The 15634-nt window shown below is 41.1% G+C and carries 17 protein-coding genes; 12 read left to right on the forward strand and 5 right to left on the reverse strand.

Annotated features, from left to right (window positions below):
- Positions 1–85: 85 nt before the first annotated feature.
- Both H6G97_RS24380 and H6G97_RS24385 read right to left on the reverse strand, forming a co-directional pair.
- Entirely contained in the window at positions 86–1771 is a 1686-nt protein-coding gene (locus H6G97_RS24380; RefSeq protein ID WP_190943213.1) for a helix-turn-helix domain-containing protein, read from the reverse strand.
- A 194-nt stretch (positions 1772–1965) separates the two neighbouring features.
- Positions 1966–2160, reverse strand: a complete 195-nt coding sequence (locus H6G97_RS24385; protein ID WP_199349608.1) for a ribbon-helix-helix domain-containing protein — start codon at positions 2158–2160, stop codon at positions 1966–1968.
- Between the two features lie 258 nt (positions 2161–2418).
- On the opposite strand from H6G97_RS24385, the gene H6G97_RS24390 reads away from it, so the two are divergent.
- From H6G97_RS24390 to H6G97_RS24425, 8 genes are all read left to right on the forward strand, one after another.
- On the forward strand, positions 2419–2685 hold the full coding sequence (locus tag H6G97_RS24390; protein WP_069071944.1) for a hypothetical protein: 267 nt from the start codon (positions 2419–2421) through the stop codon (positions 2683–2685).
- A gap of 50 nt (positions 2686–2735) precedes the next feature.
- On the forward strand, positions 2736–3251 hold the full coding sequence (locus tag H6G97_RS24395) for a hypothetical protein (RefSeq protein ID WP_190943214.1): 516 nt from the start codon (positions 2736–2738) through the stop codon (positions 3249–3251).
- Positions 3238–3510, forward strand: a complete 273-nt coding sequence (locus H6G97_RS24400; RefSeq protein ID WP_242055187.1) for a hypothetical protein — start codon at positions 3238–3240, stop codon at positions 3508–3510. Before H6G97_RS24395 ends, H6G97_RS24400 begins: the two co-directional genes overlap by 14 nt.
- Positions 3511–3837: 327 nt before the next feature.
- Positions 3838–4347, forward strand: a complete 510-nt coding sequence (locus H6G97_RS24405) for a hypothetical protein (protein WP_190943215.1) — start codon at positions 3838–3840, stop codon at positions 4345–4347.
- A gap of 12 nt (positions 4348–4359) precedes the next feature.
- Complete coding sequence (locus H6G97_RS24410; protein WP_190943216.1) at positions 4360–5028, forward strand: hypothetical protein; 669 nt, start codon at positions 4360–4362, stop codon at positions 5026–5028.
- A 260-nt stretch (positions 5029–5288) separates the two neighbouring features.
- Positions 5289–5930 (forward strand): hypothetical protein, encoded by a 642-nt coding sequence (locus H6G97_RS24415; protein WP_190943217.1) that lies wholly within the window; start codon positions 5289–5291, stop codon positions 5928–5930.
- Between the two features lie 64 nt (positions 5931–5994).
- Entirely contained in the window at positions 5995–6564 is a 570-nt protein-coding gene (locus H6G97_RS24420) for a hypothetical protein (RefSeq protein WP_190943218.1), read from the forward strand.
- Positions 6561–8012, forward strand: a complete 1452-nt coding sequence (locus tag H6G97_RS24425; RefSeq protein WP_190943219.1) for a hypothetical protein — start codon at positions 6561–6563, stop codon at positions 8010–8012. The genes H6G97_RS24420 and H6G97_RS24425 overlap by 4 nt, the downstream gene beginning before the upstream one ends.
- Before the next feature lie 466 nt (positions 8013–8478).
- Here H6G97_RS24425 and H6G97_RS24430 read toward each other — a convergent pair whose 3' ends face one another.
- Positions 8479–8646, reverse strand: coding sequence for a hypothetical protein (locus tag H6G97_RS24430; protein ID WP_190943220.1), 168 nt, complete (start codon positions 8644–8646; stop codon positions 8479–8481).
- Between the two features lie 352 nt (positions 8647–8998).
- Between H6G97_RS24430 and H6G97_RS24435 the strand changes: the two genes are divergently transcribed.
- The 4 genes from H6G97_RS24435 (at position 8999) to H6G97_RS24450 (ending at position 14945) form a co-directional block, all read left to right on the forward strand.
- Positions 8999–9340, forward strand: coding sequence for a DUF2887 domain-containing protein (locus H6G97_RS24435; protein WP_422394217.1), 342 nt, complete (start codon positions 8999–9001; stop codon positions 9338–9340).
- A 379-nt stretch (positions 9341–9719) separates the two neighbouring features.
- Positions 9720–11117, forward strand: a complete 1398-nt coding sequence (locus tag H6G97_RS24440) for a serine/threonine-protein kinase (protein WP_190943221.1) — start codon at positions 9720–9722, stop codon at positions 11115–11117.
- Between the two features lie 113 nt (positions 11118–11230).
- The gene (locus tag H6G97_RS24445; protein ID WP_190943222.1) at positions 11231–13666 is read left to right on the forward strand and encodes a tetratricopeptide repeat protein; all 2436 of its coding nucleotides are present in this window, start codon (positions 11231–11233) and stop codon (positions 13664–13666) included.
- Positions 13667–14087: 421 nt separating this feature from the next.
- Complete coding sequence (locus H6G97_RS24450; protein WP_199349611.1) at positions 14088–14945, forward strand: tyrosine-type recombinase/integrase; 858 nt, start codon at positions 14088–14090, stop codon at positions 14943–14945.
- 4 nt (positions 14946–14949) lie between these two features.
- On the opposite strand, the gene H6G97_RS24455 is transcribed toward H6G97_RS24450, so the two are convergent.
- Positions 14950–15261, reverse strand: a complete 312-nt coding sequence (locus H6G97_RS24455) for an addiction module antidote protein (RefSeq protein ID WP_190943223.1) — start codon at positions 15259–15261, stop codon at positions 14950–14952.
- Positions 15236–15598, reverse strand: a complete 363-nt coding sequence (locus H6G97_RS24460) for a type II toxin-antitoxin system RelE/ParE family toxin (protein ID WP_190943224.1) — start codon at positions 15596–15598, stop codon at positions 15236–15238. The genes H6G97_RS24455 and H6G97_RS24460 overlap by 26 nt, the downstream gene beginning before the upstream one ends.
- Positions 15599–15634: the final 36 nt, after the last annotated feature.

Raw genomic sequence — 15634 nt, forward strand, 5'->3', positions numbered from 1 at the left:
TTTTTTTAAAACAAGACTGCAACAGAAAACCAGCCAACCACAGCCGATCATCAACTCGTAGTTGGGAAATCTAGAGTAATAATACTTAGTCTTGGATATCTAGAAGCGTTTGGATCTGGGTGGCTAGCTGTGGATTGAAGGTGCGCTCACCCCGTTCAATCAGGGAAATAAGGTTTTGAGATACGCCGAGAAAACCAGCCAGTTTCGCTTGCGACCAGCCTTTAGCAATACGTGCTTCTTTAACTTGACTGCTAGTCAAGCTGATCTGTTGTTCCTGTGTGGGCTTGGCTTTGGGCTGTAACTGTTCGACTTTGGATTTAACTTTCAATTGCGATCGTTCAACCGTGAGTTTGGACTTGGATGCTATAAGTTCCGGGATAGGGGTTGGAGGTTTGATGGTGAGTTTTGCATCCAACAGCTTATCAAGGTAGCCTTTAGGTTTCTTATCCTTGGAGTCTGGTCTTAGCTCTTCGGGGTAAGTTTCGGGGTCAAATGCAATCTGCCAGCCCAGTTTTAGTAGTAGCTTTATGGCACTATCCCAGTGTTGTTTTAAGTCATAGGCTCGGCGGCGATCTAATCGAGCTTTATCTATAATCGGTTTTACAAATGCAATTTCTAATAGCTCCTGTACTTTGTAATTTCCATCAAGGCGAATTCGACTATCTAATGTTAGATATATAGCCAGCCTTAGCGCGAGTTCATCATGGTAGGGATCAATTTTCAAAACTTGTTGGGCTAAGTAGCCAAACTGATATAAAGCGTCCCTTGATTTTGCTCCTGCTCTGTTCAAAAAATGTTGAGTCCAAGCACCGGGTTGAATAATTAATTGAACTTCATTAGGCTCTTCTATTTTCCCTTGTAAATTTATCTGACCATAGGGCACAACTGTAATGTTCCACATTCGACCTACAGGGGTACTAGCATTTATTCCACCTTTTTTGTTCCTACCTTCTATCCATACTGCTTTAACTAACAAACAATCTAATGCAAACGCAGTTTTGGCTATTTCTGAGAGTTTTTTATGTTTGGGTAAATCAGTTCGCTGATCCCAACCCATATCTTTTATCAAGTCGCTGGCATTGAGAATAAATAAGCTTTCCCACGGTCTTTCCTGTTTCATTGCATAGGCAGCAAAGATTAAGTGCAGTTTTGCGCTGTTAAACCCAAATTTATCAATGATTTGTAGTGCTTCATCCCAAGGGAGCATGGAAATATCACCGGGGTTGGCAATATAATGCTCAATGAAGTTTTGAGAATCGCCCTTAGCTCTATGTTGTAAGTAGGCTATCCCATCTTCATTTTGCTTCCACAATTCTTTTTTGATTTGAGAGTCAATACTGGAAAACATAAGTGCTGCTGTTGGAATAGCTTCAAAGTCTTGGGACTTAAATAATTTTGATTGTCTAACTGTGATTGAAGTATTTGGGATGGACTTAGCTGGAGTTTCAAAATAACTTTCGTTTTCCTGAATACTATTTTGACATTTCTCCGTTTGAGATTTTTGAACCGGAGGATATAATTCATCTTCGGCATTTTCAAAAGAATTGTTTTCTATTTGTCTCAGATTGATGGAAGTTGTTACAGGAATTTCTTTGAAAGACTGTAACAAATGACTGCGTAAAGCTTTTAGAAATTGTTCCTGGTTAGGAAATAGAGTTGAATCAATTTCTATGATTAATTTACTGAGGTCAATGTTTTCCTGACCTTCTTGATTAATCAAGTTGAGATTTACTATTAATGGAAGTTGCGGATTTAAATCATTTGCTGCCATAAGAAAACTCTCATCGAATGGAATTTATCTTCTAGGACTGCATGGGCAACAGCAGGCGGATTTCATCGGTTCGTGTATAAGCTAGCCGCCATCTAACGCCAGCAAGGAAAAGTTTTCTCTGCCAATTAAGTGTGTCAGCTATTTCAAGGCGATCGCTTTATTAATGGCAGGGATGGCAGAATTACTGTTTGTATTCATTTGTCCTTCTTGTCGTTGCTGGATGATGACGGAATCCTCCCTTGTGTCTCAGCTTCTTCTATAGCTTTTTCAACTAGGTACGCTACAAGGTTGGCAACGGGACGACCTTGGTCATCAGCCCATCGCTCTAATGCGTCAAAAACCTTATCAGGTAAAGTTACGTGAACTCTTTTACTCACTGCATCTAACATATACATTTGCCTTCTATCGTACTTTTTTAGGACTGATTTCTAGCTAATTAGTGCAAGTTTTCTCATCCAATACAAAAATCTGCTCTAATTTGTAGCTAATATGTGATATTGTAATAAACAAGACGCAAAAAGTCTGCAAATTTTTTAGAAGACCAAAAAAAACCCAATTGCGTCCAATCTTGTTTTTTGGCATGGGCATCTGATTGCAACCATGCTCACAGTTATGTCTGCAAATGTCTTACTTAAGGACTCAAAAATATGGCTCAAGCGCGAGTTGTGATTAGGGGTGCGGCGCTGGAAAAGGGCGAACATCTTTTGAAAACTACCAAATTAGCAAGTTTAACAGAGCTAATTAATGTGATGTTTTCCAGGTACGGCAGGCATTTAGAAGCTACTTGGGAAGTTTTACCAGCCTTTGATATAGATGAACGCGATTCTTTGGCAAAATCAGTGCCCACAGTAGTTACGCAAATATCTTTACCAGCAGAAGATTTCACTTTTGATGAACCAATTAGCAGATTGTAAGTTACCCACCAGCGATAGAAGCAATCAACGAAATACGTCTTGAGAAAGTAATGCTTAATCAAAATCAATTACGAAGGTTAGAAGCAATAGATCGCTGGCTCAGAGAAATCCGAGATTCGGAGGAATTCAGGCAACTGGAATACTCCCCAGATGTGATGCTAGGCGACGCAATCCAAGCAGTAGGCGAACTACTTGACGAACATGAACCCTATGATTACAAGCCCACAAATTTTACTAATGAAGAGTGGCATTCATATCTAGAACAAAAGCCAGTAATGCACATTCGCCGTGTAATTCCAAGGCGTGAAAAGATTAACTCATTCATACTTAATGGAGCGTCATCAGTAGCAATTGTGAGCTTGGTAACTACTAGTTTTATGGTAGTTGGTTCTATCTTTTGTCACGGCGTTGACCGCATTGAAGAAAGTAGAGGTGAGGAATATCAACCCACATGGATTTACAACGCCAAAATTTTTGAAGGAAGCGCGATCGCCTCTATAGCGGTCTTCTTGGGTGCAAGCTTGACGGGTGCGTGTGTTGCAGGAGGAAAGAATGATGATCGATAAACAGCTTGTAGGATGCGTAACCCTCCTAAGCAAATCCAAAACCTACAGTATCGATGGCGCTCTCTATCGCTATCTCTATAGCAGTGACAGTATCAGACACACACAATATTATTTCCGTCCTTTACCGCGTCAGTCTAAGAGCGCTGACTTAAAGCTCAATCGTGACAAGGTGCTAAGACGCTGCTACGAAGTGCCGAGCTTATATAAACAGCACACAGCAGAGATAACTAACAACTCAATACAGTTGAGTTTGTTCTAACCCTTGGTAACATCTAGTACCGCGCAAAACATCCAAAGGCTTTGGTACAAGCGCGTCAACTAGTCCAAAAGGGGCGCTTTTACGGGGGTAAAAGGAATTTTGTCAATATATCAGAAACTCTGGCAAGCCCTGTTATTGCGTGATTATAGCCGACGAAAAAACATACTTTGAAATTTTTCAGAGTTATTTTTCAGGGTTATTGATAGCTTTCAGCTAGCGGGTCATATCGAGATAACTGATTCAGCTAATTACATACATCAAATACCTTGGACGCATCCGGAATACGAATCAATTTTATACACCATTACAGAATAAAACGGAGGTAATGTGTCAAATAAAGAGTATGTGGCTAAGTATCGAAAACTCAAACGAGTCTACGAGCGCGAGTTAGGGAAAGAGATTGCTGACATTACTTGGTATCGGACAGTCTCTATCCTGAAACAGCATTTTAGTTTCAACGTGCTGGGTAGCGATGCTCAAAAGATAGTTGAGACATTCGCCGGATTTAAACGTCGCTACGGCAGCTTTACAGGTCGCGGTGAGGGGTTTAGTGAACGTTGGGAGGCATTCAAGCACTTCTACGAGATGGATGCTCAATATCACGGGGAAGAATTTATGAAGCTTCTTGCAGACTATTTAAAAATCAATCTTGACCACGTACCGCGTAGCACTCCTTACTACTGGTTTGAGAAAGCTGAACTATCTTTCAGCGCTGAAAATATTTACCACTGCAAAGATTTAGCCCTTGTTGCATTTGTTGCTGCTAAATGGGCAATCAACAAGCGCTCACAACCGATAAAATCCGCAACCATCGAAGTTTTAACACTAGCCCTCTAAGGAGCAATCATCATGTCTGACAAATTTACTAATAACGTCCGCGCTCGTTTGTACAAACAGGGTTATCAAGGATTCACTAAAGATGATTACACCTCAGCTGCGATCGCTGTCGAGTGCGATGACCTTGACAATCCCACCAAAGAGCAATTGAGCCAAGCCGTTGACTATCTCAAAGTCAAATCGACAAGCCAATTATCTGTAGTTGATGAACTCGTTGAAGAAACCTTTTTAGTAGGCCCAGAAGATGCACAGCCTGACCCGGAACTTGATAACAGTCAGCTTGCAGTCGCCTTACCAGAGATTAACAGCATCACTGTAACTAGTGAAGATAAGCGTTCCTTTGTAACAGCCCAATCATCGGCGCTGGGGTTTGAGTTAACTGAACAAGAAACATTGAGCATTGCATCCGAGGTTGACGACACCTTTACCGACTACAGCCAATTTATCAGCACTGTAACAGCTGCAATCAAGAGCTACGTTGATCAGAAATTTGATGTCATTGAGCAATCATTTGAAACTAACGCCCAAGACTTGCGAGAACACGTAAGCAACAGAGCTTCTAGATTAAACCAAAAGGTTAACAACTTTTCAGGAGACATGAAAGCGGATATGGGAGTCATCCGCCAAAACATTAAAAGCACCCAATTCTCAATTCTCGCAAGGCTCAACGCGGCTCAATAGTGATGAGTTGACGCTTTTAGAGTGCTTGGTGATTCGCTCTTGTAGAATGAGCTACTTATCAAGAATTGCTGTTAGTTTGTGTGCGCTCGGTGCTGTTATTTTACCCTTGTACAACTGCTTGTATCTGCCAATGCTAGAGCAATCAAGCTATCAACAATATTTCAAACGAAAGTCAACTATTGAGCAATATGTAAGGCGAATGGAGTATCACTGCAACCAAATATTTACCCCATCAAAGGAATATCGCTGTGAAAAGTTCAATGAAGCTAAAGAATCTGGTAACTTCCAAATCACGCCACCTAGAGCGCCAATTAAAAACTAAATTTAACGCATCTAGTAACTTAGTAGTTAGAGCGCTAACAGGTGATAAATCAGCCCTGAAGCTAATAGGGCAAACGGGTAATGACGGGGCGAAGATTAGTGAATTTGCACCACAGGTAAGAGAGCAAATGTTAGCTGCCATCAAGGGAACTGAGGACTTAAACGTAGTCCTGAGTGACATCTACAAACAAGCTGGTGTTAGCGGCGAGAAGATTGAAAGAGCAGTCCAGTCAGCGATTTTAGCTGATACTCATCTAGCTAACATCCTAGAAGAGATGAAGCTTGATTTCACTTCATCCAAGGAGAAAGAAGCGCTGCGTCATCAACAAGCAACAGACCATCTATTGCTGAAGGCTTGGGTGGATAAACACATGATGCAAGTTGATGGCGAATATAAGATGTTGCAGACGGAATTACAGACAGACATTAGACAACAAACAATTGACCTGCAACATGATAGAGAACTGGGCAAGTATTACTTAGAAATGGGTGATAACGCTCGTGATGATTTCAAGCCTAAAAAGCAATATGCTGGGCGCTCGATTGTCCAAAAAATCAAGGATGCCCTAATAGGTTTTTGATAACTAAACCCGTCAGTAAGTTTAGCCGAGCGCTGACGGGTTCGAGAAATACTCTGATGCTAATATGACATACGACATTGAAGAGTCACAAGACGAAGTAGTAAGCGAAATCGCCCCAGATACGCCGTTACCAAAAGACTTAATAGAACATTTAGAGTCGCGCAAGCAGCACCGCAAAGATGTTATCAATACAACTGAAAAATTGACTAGATTCTTTGTCGGGTGGTCGCTAAATTCTACGGGATTCTTTATAGCTAAATATCTATTAATAACTGGCGGCGGCGTTAATCTCTGGCTGGCAATCTCGCTCTCGTTTTCTATATGCAGTGTTGGCTCTCTCGCTGGGCTAACGGGCTTGAGAGTTAATTACAACAGTGACGGACTAGAGGTAGATAATATGCAAAATGTTTTAAAAACTGCTGGGGGCTTGGTGTTTGCAGGTATCACAACTTGGTTAGCAGTCAAAGACTATCAATATTTTGAGAATTTGACTAAAGAAACAGTGTCCCAGATTAGCCAAGACATCCAAACCATTGAAAAACAGAATCCGCAATCAGACCCTTGGTTAAGTATTGCAGTCGCGTTGGCTTTATTCATTGGCTCTATTGCAATTATTTTTAAGGGGCGCTCATGAAACAAGGTGTTTTCGAGTTAGCACTGGCTGGTGTGTGTGGTGTAGCCGCAATCATCGGGCTAGCAACATCGCAAACACGCCAGCCCTACGATTTGACACAGATTCAATTTTGCCCAAGGTCAGCAAACGGCGTACACAGTCAAATAGCTTTGGATAAGCGTTTTTGCAACCAGCCGCGTTTTGTCCTTACTGAAGAATGGCAGCGCTACGGGTTGTATGGCAGCATCATTCCTTACAAGGGCGATGCAATTCAATGGGTGCGTGATTTGCCCACAGACAACCCTAATCAGTTGCTCGGATATGGGATTGCGGTTATTGGGCTATGGGGTGTCGTGGGTTGCTTGCTTGTGCGTTCGCAACGCCTCAAGCGCACGGATTATGAACTGGGCGAACTCGAAAAGACTGGCGACTATGCAATTTGGCAGCATAATTTGTACAAACGTGAAGTTAAGCAGCATTCGACCCAGCTTTATAGTGAGCGCTTAAAAGATGGATTAACTGACCTAGACGTTCATTCTCGTAAAGAATTGGGTCTAACCGATGAGGAAAACGAACGCGCTAAGGCACGTATTCAGCTAGAGGACTTTATGAAAGCCCGTGCTGTTAATCATTCTGTGATGGATAAAACCATTGCTGAGAACTTGAGAGACAGGGCGAAAGCGGAGCAAGAACGCGGCAAGATTGAGAGTAAAACCAAGAGCGCTCAAGCAGACAGTGACAATCAGCAATCAGTTGATCAACAACGAGCAAACCAACTGATAGAAGCGCTCAAAGCTCATGAGGATGGCTGGTTGTGGAAGATTATCGACAATCAAAAGCCCGTTTGGGTGCTAGGAGAAGCCGGAAGTGGTAAATCAACTCTAGCAGCGTCAATTGTGATGCTTAGAGAATATCTGTTTGATATGCCCTTGTATCAGCTTATAGACGCGCACTCCGGGGAAAATCTCAGAAACGCATGGAGATACTTAAGCCCTCAGTTGATAGCGCAAACAGAAGAAGAGATTGGACAAGCTTTTGATGATGCCCGTGAGCGCTGGTTAGATAGAATCAATAATCAACCATCCAAGCAACCGCAACAGTTACTAGTTGATGAATTCACTAACTATTCTGAGTCAGACATCACCAAGGAACCTGCCAAAAAGTTTGTTAAAGCATCTCTTAGTGACCCTAGAAAAGCTGAAGAAAGATTAGTCTGTATTGCCCATTTCTTCACTAATACTGCCGTTGGTGGAAGTGATGGAACTGCTAAAGGTAGAAGCAGAGGAACTATTCAAATTGACCGCAAAACTGCCGATGGTAAGACACCTTTAAAAGTTGCAACAGTTAACGGTTTAAACAATGAAGAAGGGGATGCAGAAGTAGATAAAAAGGTCACAATTCCTGGTTGGCTGACTCCCGAAAGCATTCACAAGCATCTTAACGGTCAGCCAATTGATTTTGATGATTAATTATTAAAAGAACATTTTTATCTGTCAATAACTGCGGACAATTCATAGGATTTTATTCAAGCTGAAGGTAGTTATGAGAAAACAATCAGGGAATATGGAAAATTTATTAATTGTGACATCAGCACTCTAAAAACCCTTTTTCGCAGACATTAGACACTATAAGCACTAACCCTTAAACCTTCATACAGTATAGATACAGAAAGACACGACTTAAACACCAAGTATTTAAGTCGTGTCTGCTAGATACCAATAATAAATCAGCTAATAAATACCCATTTATTATTAGATATTTAGCAAAATGCTTGAGATTGTTGTCAGGATACAGCACTCGCTAGGAATAAAATGCCCAGCCGTATCAAGAATATTGTCGTTAGACAAGAAAATTGTAGTGCTTTGCCTCAAAGGGTGAAAGCGACGGCTGGTAATTTTCTTTTTTGGAGATACCTACTACTAATCTCTTTAATTTTTAGTAGGCATTGGTTGCATACAATAATACTGCCAAGCCTACTAATGCTGGAAGGAACCCACTTTTTATATTCATTTCTTCTTCAGACAGTTCTCGAATATAGTTTTCTGAGTCAGATAACAGAGCAGAACTATTCCGATGTAAGTTAGAAATAGTGATTTTAGACATTTCAACATCTCCTTTTATTTCAATTTTGCTATTACCAAAAAAAACTTGTTTTATTTTGGTTATTTAAGTAATCACCAGAAACTGGAATAATTCATCAAGAAAGTAAATTTTCAAAGGGACTTTACTATTTTTGTTTATAACTTACTTGCGTCTGAGGCTATTAATGTAAAGCTAGTTTGAAATTACGTATTTTCCTTTAATATTTCAGCAGCTACCCAATTGAAGAAGGCATCATTGCAGCTTTTCATGATAAAAGCCTGTCAAACTTCCCTTAAACTAGGGACATAAAAGGTTTTATTATGTCAGAAGTTCCGCTAAATCAATTAAGTTAACAATTGCATCTTCTGAATCGATGGCAGAGCAAGCAAAGCAATTAATTGAGCGAGTACAATTAGAGTCAACTGGCATACTGCCGAAAAACGAGATAATAGATATTATTACTACGATTGCCGTTTACAAGTTTTCTTCGTTGAGTAGAGAGGAAGTGGAAGCTATGCTGGGACTGAACATTGAAGAAACACGAATTTACAAAGACTTGGAACGTCAAACCAAATTAAAAGCAGCAGCACGCTTTTTGAGCATGGGCTACAGCATCTCCGAAGTAGCAAAGGCTGTTGATTTATCCGTTGAGGAAATCACAACAAAGGTGGTAAATTCTCAAACCCCCACAGAACAAGATGATCGCACAGAGTAAAGTCTTGGGTTTCGGTATAGACAGCCGTGTAGATGTTGGTGCAGACTGCGAAGTGTAAAAATCTGAGACTACTGTGCAGCGTTGATATCACTCCCTTGATAGCAATGATTCATCAAGCTGCGGTATAGAAGCAAGCGTAGACAAGTCAGGAAAGCCGTAACATGAGCCTCTGCTATAGGTGCAGATCATACCCGATTGTGGGTAATGTAGGGGTACAGCTGGTAGTCAAGCCTAATAGAAGCCATTGAACAAATTACTGCAAGAACTAAAACTGAAGCTTTAGACCGTTCGATTGAGGCTCTCAAACAGGGTTTAAAAGATTTAGTCGAAGAAACTTCCAAATCTAATAAAGAATAGCAATAATGAGTTTAATGAAATCATGATCAGCAAAATGCTTAATGGTCGCTACTACATTATCCGACAATTGGGGGGAGGTGGATTTGGTGAAACATATTTAGCTGAAGATCAATGGTTAGATAGTGATAATCGATGTGTCGTTAAGCGACTGAAGCCAGATCTCATCAATGCTGTAACACTACGATTATTTGACACAGAGGCTCAAGTTTTAACCAAGTTGGGTAGTCATAACCAAATTCCCCGCCTTTTGGCGCACTTTCAGGAAAACCAAGAATTTTACTTAATACAAGAGTTTATTGATGGACATGACTTGAGGCAAGAGATCAGAACTAATTACCAATGGGATGAAACAGAGGTTATTAAGTTACTAGAGGAAATTCTCGCAATCTTAGAGTTTGTACATCAGCAAAATCCGCCAGTCATTCACCGCGATATCAAGCCAGCAAACATTATGCGGCGACACCAAGATGGCAAAATTATGCTGATTGATTTTGGCGGAGTCAAAAGAGTTAAAACAGAGGGTGGTGGTTCCACCTTGTTAACTCCCGTGATTGGTACACAAGGGTATACGCCAGACGAACAATGGAAAAATAAAGCCCAATGTTGCAGTGATATCTATGCAGTAGGAATAATGGCTATCGAAGCGCTGACAGGATTACAACCTCGACAAATTTTCAGAGATGGCAAAACCGGACAACTTTTATGGCGTGATCGCGCAGAAGTCAACAAAGAATTAGCTGATGTTTTAGATAAAATGGTACAGTTTCACTTTAGTGAACGCTATCAATCAGCAAGTGAAGCCTTAGACGCTGTTAAAAGTTTGACATTTACCGCTTTATATTGGTGTGGGCGTGGCGATAAGTTAGTGGAACTGAAAGATTATGAACAGGCAATCGCAGCCTACGACCAAGAAATCAAAATAAATCCAAATTGCTACCAAGCTTGGTATCATCGCGGTATCGTTTTACGCCAATTGGGGAGATATGAAGAAGCGATCGCATCTTTTGAGCAAGCAATTCAAATTAATCCCAATATTGATCAAGCTTGGTATAGCCACGGTTTATTATTAGAGGAATTGGGTAGGTATGAGGAGGCGATCGCATCTTTTGAGCAAGCAACCAAAACTAAACCAAATTATTATCAAGCTTGGTATCATCGCGGCTTAACCCTAGAAAAATTGGGCAAGTATGAAGAAGCGATCGCATTTTATGATATCGCAATACAAATTCAACCAAATTACGCCGAAGCCTGGTATTCTCAGGGTATCTTACTTAATAAATTGCGAAAATATTCACGAGCATTAGTATCATTTGAACAAGTGATCTGCATTAACCCTAAATTTCAATTAGCAATCAAAGAACGTAATTTTACACGGAAAATATTGAAAACACCACGATTTTTACGTTGGCTATGGCTGTAATTTTTAGCACTATTGTACCCAAGATTTGTCAGTAATCATGAATAAATTTTGCACAATTTAAGATTAAACCTTAAATACTTTGTATCTATTTAAAAATTTATAGTGTTTTACTCATGGTTGGTCAAATTCTCAATAATCGTTATCTGATTATCGACAAGTTAAGCAAGGGTGGATTTGGTGAAACCTATCTTGCTCAAGACCAATGGCAAGATGCTGATAATCGATGTGTTGTCAAGCAACTCAGGCCTGAGATTATTAATGCAATGACTTTGCGTTTATTCGAGAAAGAAGCGCAAGTTTTGTTTAAATTGGGAACTCATGACCAAATTCCCCAGCTTTTAGCTCACTTTCAGCAAGATCAAGAATTTTATTTAGTACAAGAGTTTATTGAAGGTCACGATCTCAGCCAAGAAATCAAACCAGGAGAGCGCTGGCATGAAACAGAGGTCATCAACTTATTACAAGAAATCCTGGAAGTCTTAATATTTGTACATCAAAATCATGTCATTCATCGTGATATCAAACCAACAAATATCATGCGACGCCAGGATGGCAAAATCGTATTAATTGACTTTGGTGGAGTTAAACAAGTCAAAACTAATTCTGATTCGACTGAATTAACTGCCGTTGTTGGTACACCAGGGTATATGCCCTTAGAACAAATCGAGAACAACGCGCAATTATGCAGCGATATTTATGCTGTGGGAATGCTTGCTATTCAATTGCTGACTGGGTGGAAGCCTACCGAACTACCAATAGATCCCAAAACTTGCCAACATATCTGGCACGATAAAGCAGAGGTGAGCCAAAGATTAGCAAATGTTTTAGATCAAATGGTGCACTTTCACTTTGCTGAACGCTACCAATCAGCAGATGAGACATTAGAAGCTCTGATAAATTTATCAGTTGCAGTATCAGATTTGTATAACCGAGGTGAGGAGTTATTGCAATTACAACTTTACGAAGAAGCCATTGCAGCCTTTGACCAAGCAATTAAAATCAAACCGAATTACCATCTCGCTTGGACTGGTCGTGGTTGGGCTTTTTTGTACAACTTGGGAAATGACTCTGAGGCTTTAAGTTGTTTTGACCAAGCACTGCAATTGCAACAAGGCAATTATCTCGCTTTAGCTGGTCGCGGTTGGGCGTTGAGTAGGTTAAAAAGATATGAAGAGGCACTTGCTGATTGTGACCAAGCGATTGAAATTAAACCAGATGACCATATAGTTTGGATAAGTCGTGGTTGGATTTTACATAACTGGGAAAAAGATTCTGAAGCTCTTGGTTGTTTTGACCAAGCACTGCAATTGCAACCAGATGATCATCTCGCTTTGACTGGTCGTGGTTGGGCACTGACTAAGTTAAAAAGATACGATGAGGCACTTGTTTTTTGTGATCAAGCGCTGGAAATTAAACCGAATGACTATCTAGCTTTTACTGGTCGTGGTTCTGCTTTATACAACTTAGAAAAATACTCTGAGGCTCTGAATTGTTTTGACCAAGCACTGCAATTCAAACAACATGATCATCTGGCTTGGATTGGTCGTGGCTGGGCACTATATAAGCTAGAGCTTTACAATGATGCACTAAAATCATTTGACGAAGCAATTAGAATAAAACCGGATGACTCTGATGCTTGGGCTGCCCGTGGTCGGACGCTGAATCAATTAAAAAGATACGAAGATGCACTTACATCTTGTGAGCAAGCAATTAAATTAAAACAAGATAATCATCTGGCTTGGATGTTTCATGGCTGGTCACTTAGTAATTTCAAAAGATATGACGAGGCACTAGTCTCTTGTGATCAAGCAATTGTAATCAAACCGGATGACTCTGATGCTTGGATTTATCATGGTTTAGTTTTATATATGTGGGGAAAATATAAAAAGGCGCTGGTATCTTATGAAAAAGCAATTGAAATAAAATCAAATGAATATTCTGTTTGGATAAATCATGGCTTGGTTCTATCTGCATTGGGAAAATATCAAAAGGCACTTGCCTCTTGTGACCAAGCAATTAAAATCAAACCAGATAAATATTCTGTTTGGATTTATCGTGGTTACGTGCTAGAAGCATGGCGAAAGTACTCTGATGCACGCGCATCTTTTGAGCAAGCATTGAAAATGGAATGTGTTACTTTTGATGATTGGTATAGTCGAGGTGCTATACTGCTACATAAATTGCAAAGGTACGCTGAAGCAGTGGCATCTTTTGACCAAGCAATTCAAATTAAAAAAGATGACCATGATACTTGGTATAATCGTGGTTTAGCACTAGCTCGATTAAGAAAATATGAAGAAGCGATCGCTTCTTTTGACGTAGCACTAGAAATCCAACCTAATGACCAATTAGTAATAGAAAAACGCAAGTTAGTACAACAAAGATTGCGGCTGCCGCCATTGTTGAATTTGTTCTTTAACCTTAGTGGCATTTTACTTTGTGTGCTTTTATTCTATTCTTTTAGAGACATTAGTTTATTTGCTATAGTAGTTGTAATTTTCATTTTTTATTTAGCATTTTGGCGCAGATATATTAATAGGAATAGATAGAGTACCAAAATTATCAGCATTGCATATTCAAAAACTTTTCCTACTCTGCGTCTTTATAGCGTTTTTTATTTCCAGTTGTTTTCAGTCTAGACATGGTGTAGACGCTGGTGCAGACTGCCGTTGATGGTTGACAATTCGTGAAAATTTTGGACTTGCGGTGCTGGGCAGTGTTGATATCATGCTTTGGTCATTGATATCAATTTCTCCTAAATCTGGTATTGCATCCAGCTTTCACACTGCATTCCTCCACCTAATGAAGGGAATTAAGTAAAACTTATCAATCAACGAGATAATCAGGGTTGTGGACGTGACGATTGATAAGGCTGGGTTAAGTGTGTGAAGTCGTTGACGAAACAATCACCTTTCCAGGGATAATGGAGTGTAATAGTAGTTTTCTACTCATCACACACCTGTCCCTTGTATGAGAACGCTGACTGAGTTGGTGGAAGAATGGTTGGACGTGCATCATGGTAAAACAAGGGCTTCGTATCACAATACCATTCGCAAGTTCTTAACTTTTATCTGTGTGGACGCGATCGCTGACATCCAGATCCGTCATGTTCGGGATTGGTTAGATTTCCTGCAAGAGGCAGACACGACCAAGGTAAAGCATCTCAACATTCTCAAGGCGTTTTTTTCCTATGTGACCAGTTTGGAGAAACCGCCCCTGACTCGCAGTCCGATCCCCAAGCAGTTCAAGTTGCCCAAGCCGAAAGATACCTTGGTGGAGCGTATTCTTACACCGTCGGATGTGGATGCGATGATTGCAGCGACAACTGACAAGCGCAATCGGTTAATTTTAAAAACTCTGTATTTAACTGGGATTCGGGTATCTGAGTTGTGCGGGTTGCGTTGGAAAGATGCGATTGCTTCTCGTTCTGGCGGTGGGCAGATTAATGTTTACGGCAAGGGGGGGCGGACTCGCCGAGTCCATGTTCCCCAGTCGCTATGGGTGGAGTTAATGGCACTGCGCTCTGAAGCGTTGAAGGATGCGCCTGTGTTTGCCAGTGCTACGGGTAGACCTCTGGCCCCTTCTCATATTGACCGAGTGGTGAAAAGGGCGGCGGCAGCAGCAGAATTAGAGAATGCCATGAATGTTTCAGCCCACTGGTTCAGGCATAGTCACGCTACCCACGCATTAGATGAAGGTGTTCCGGTGCATTTGGTTCAGGCGACTCTTGGGCATACAAGTTTAGATACTACGAGTAAATATCTGCACGTCAGCCCTGATAGGAGTTCTGGGGAAGTTTTAGTTAAGCGATGGTCTGAGCCGTTTTAAATTTTCAGCTTTGAATTGGTTGCACACTCAGGCGATAGCCGAGATGATGCAGAATAAGGCTGATGGTTCGCAGTTCTGGGTTGCCTTCTGGCGACAAGACTCGGTAAAGATTCTGGCGGTTCAAACCCGTTTTTTCCGCAAGGCGCGTCATCCCCTCCCGTGCTTCCACCACGTTCCGCAGCGCTTCCAGAAAAAACGCAATATCGCCATCCTGCTCGTACTCTTCAATGGCAACGTCCAGGTAAGCTGAAGCCATTTCCGGGTTTCGCAGCTGCTCGAACACAACCTCATCATGGTTTCTCAGTTTCTTGCTCATCCTGTTCCTCCTGATAAGCCTGCCAATATCCTTTAGCCTTTTGTATGTCCCTGTCCTGGCTGTCCTTGTCGCCACCACATAAAAGAATTACTAGATCGTTCGCGGATTCTCCAAAGTAAACGCGGTAGCCACTGCCAAAGAAAAACCTCATTTCTTGCACACCTGAGCCAACTGGCTTGCAATCCCCGTAATTGCCTTGCTTGAGTCGCTCTATCCGTCGAATTATCCTAGAACGGATCACATAGTCCTTCAAGTTTTCCAGCCATTCGGTGTACGGCTCCTTGCCGTCTTCTGTAGCATAGACTAGCAGTGTTTTTTGACGAACGATATCAGCCATAGATTATAAATCGTAGCTTAAAAGCGACAAAGTTTC

It is taken from the genome of Nostoc flagelliforme FACHB-838 (assembly GCF_014698065.1).
In the GTDB taxonomy this organism is placed as follows: domain Bacteria; phylum Cyanobacteriota; class Cyanobacteriia; order Cyanobacteriales; family Nostocaceae; genus Nostoc; species Nostoc flagelliforme_B.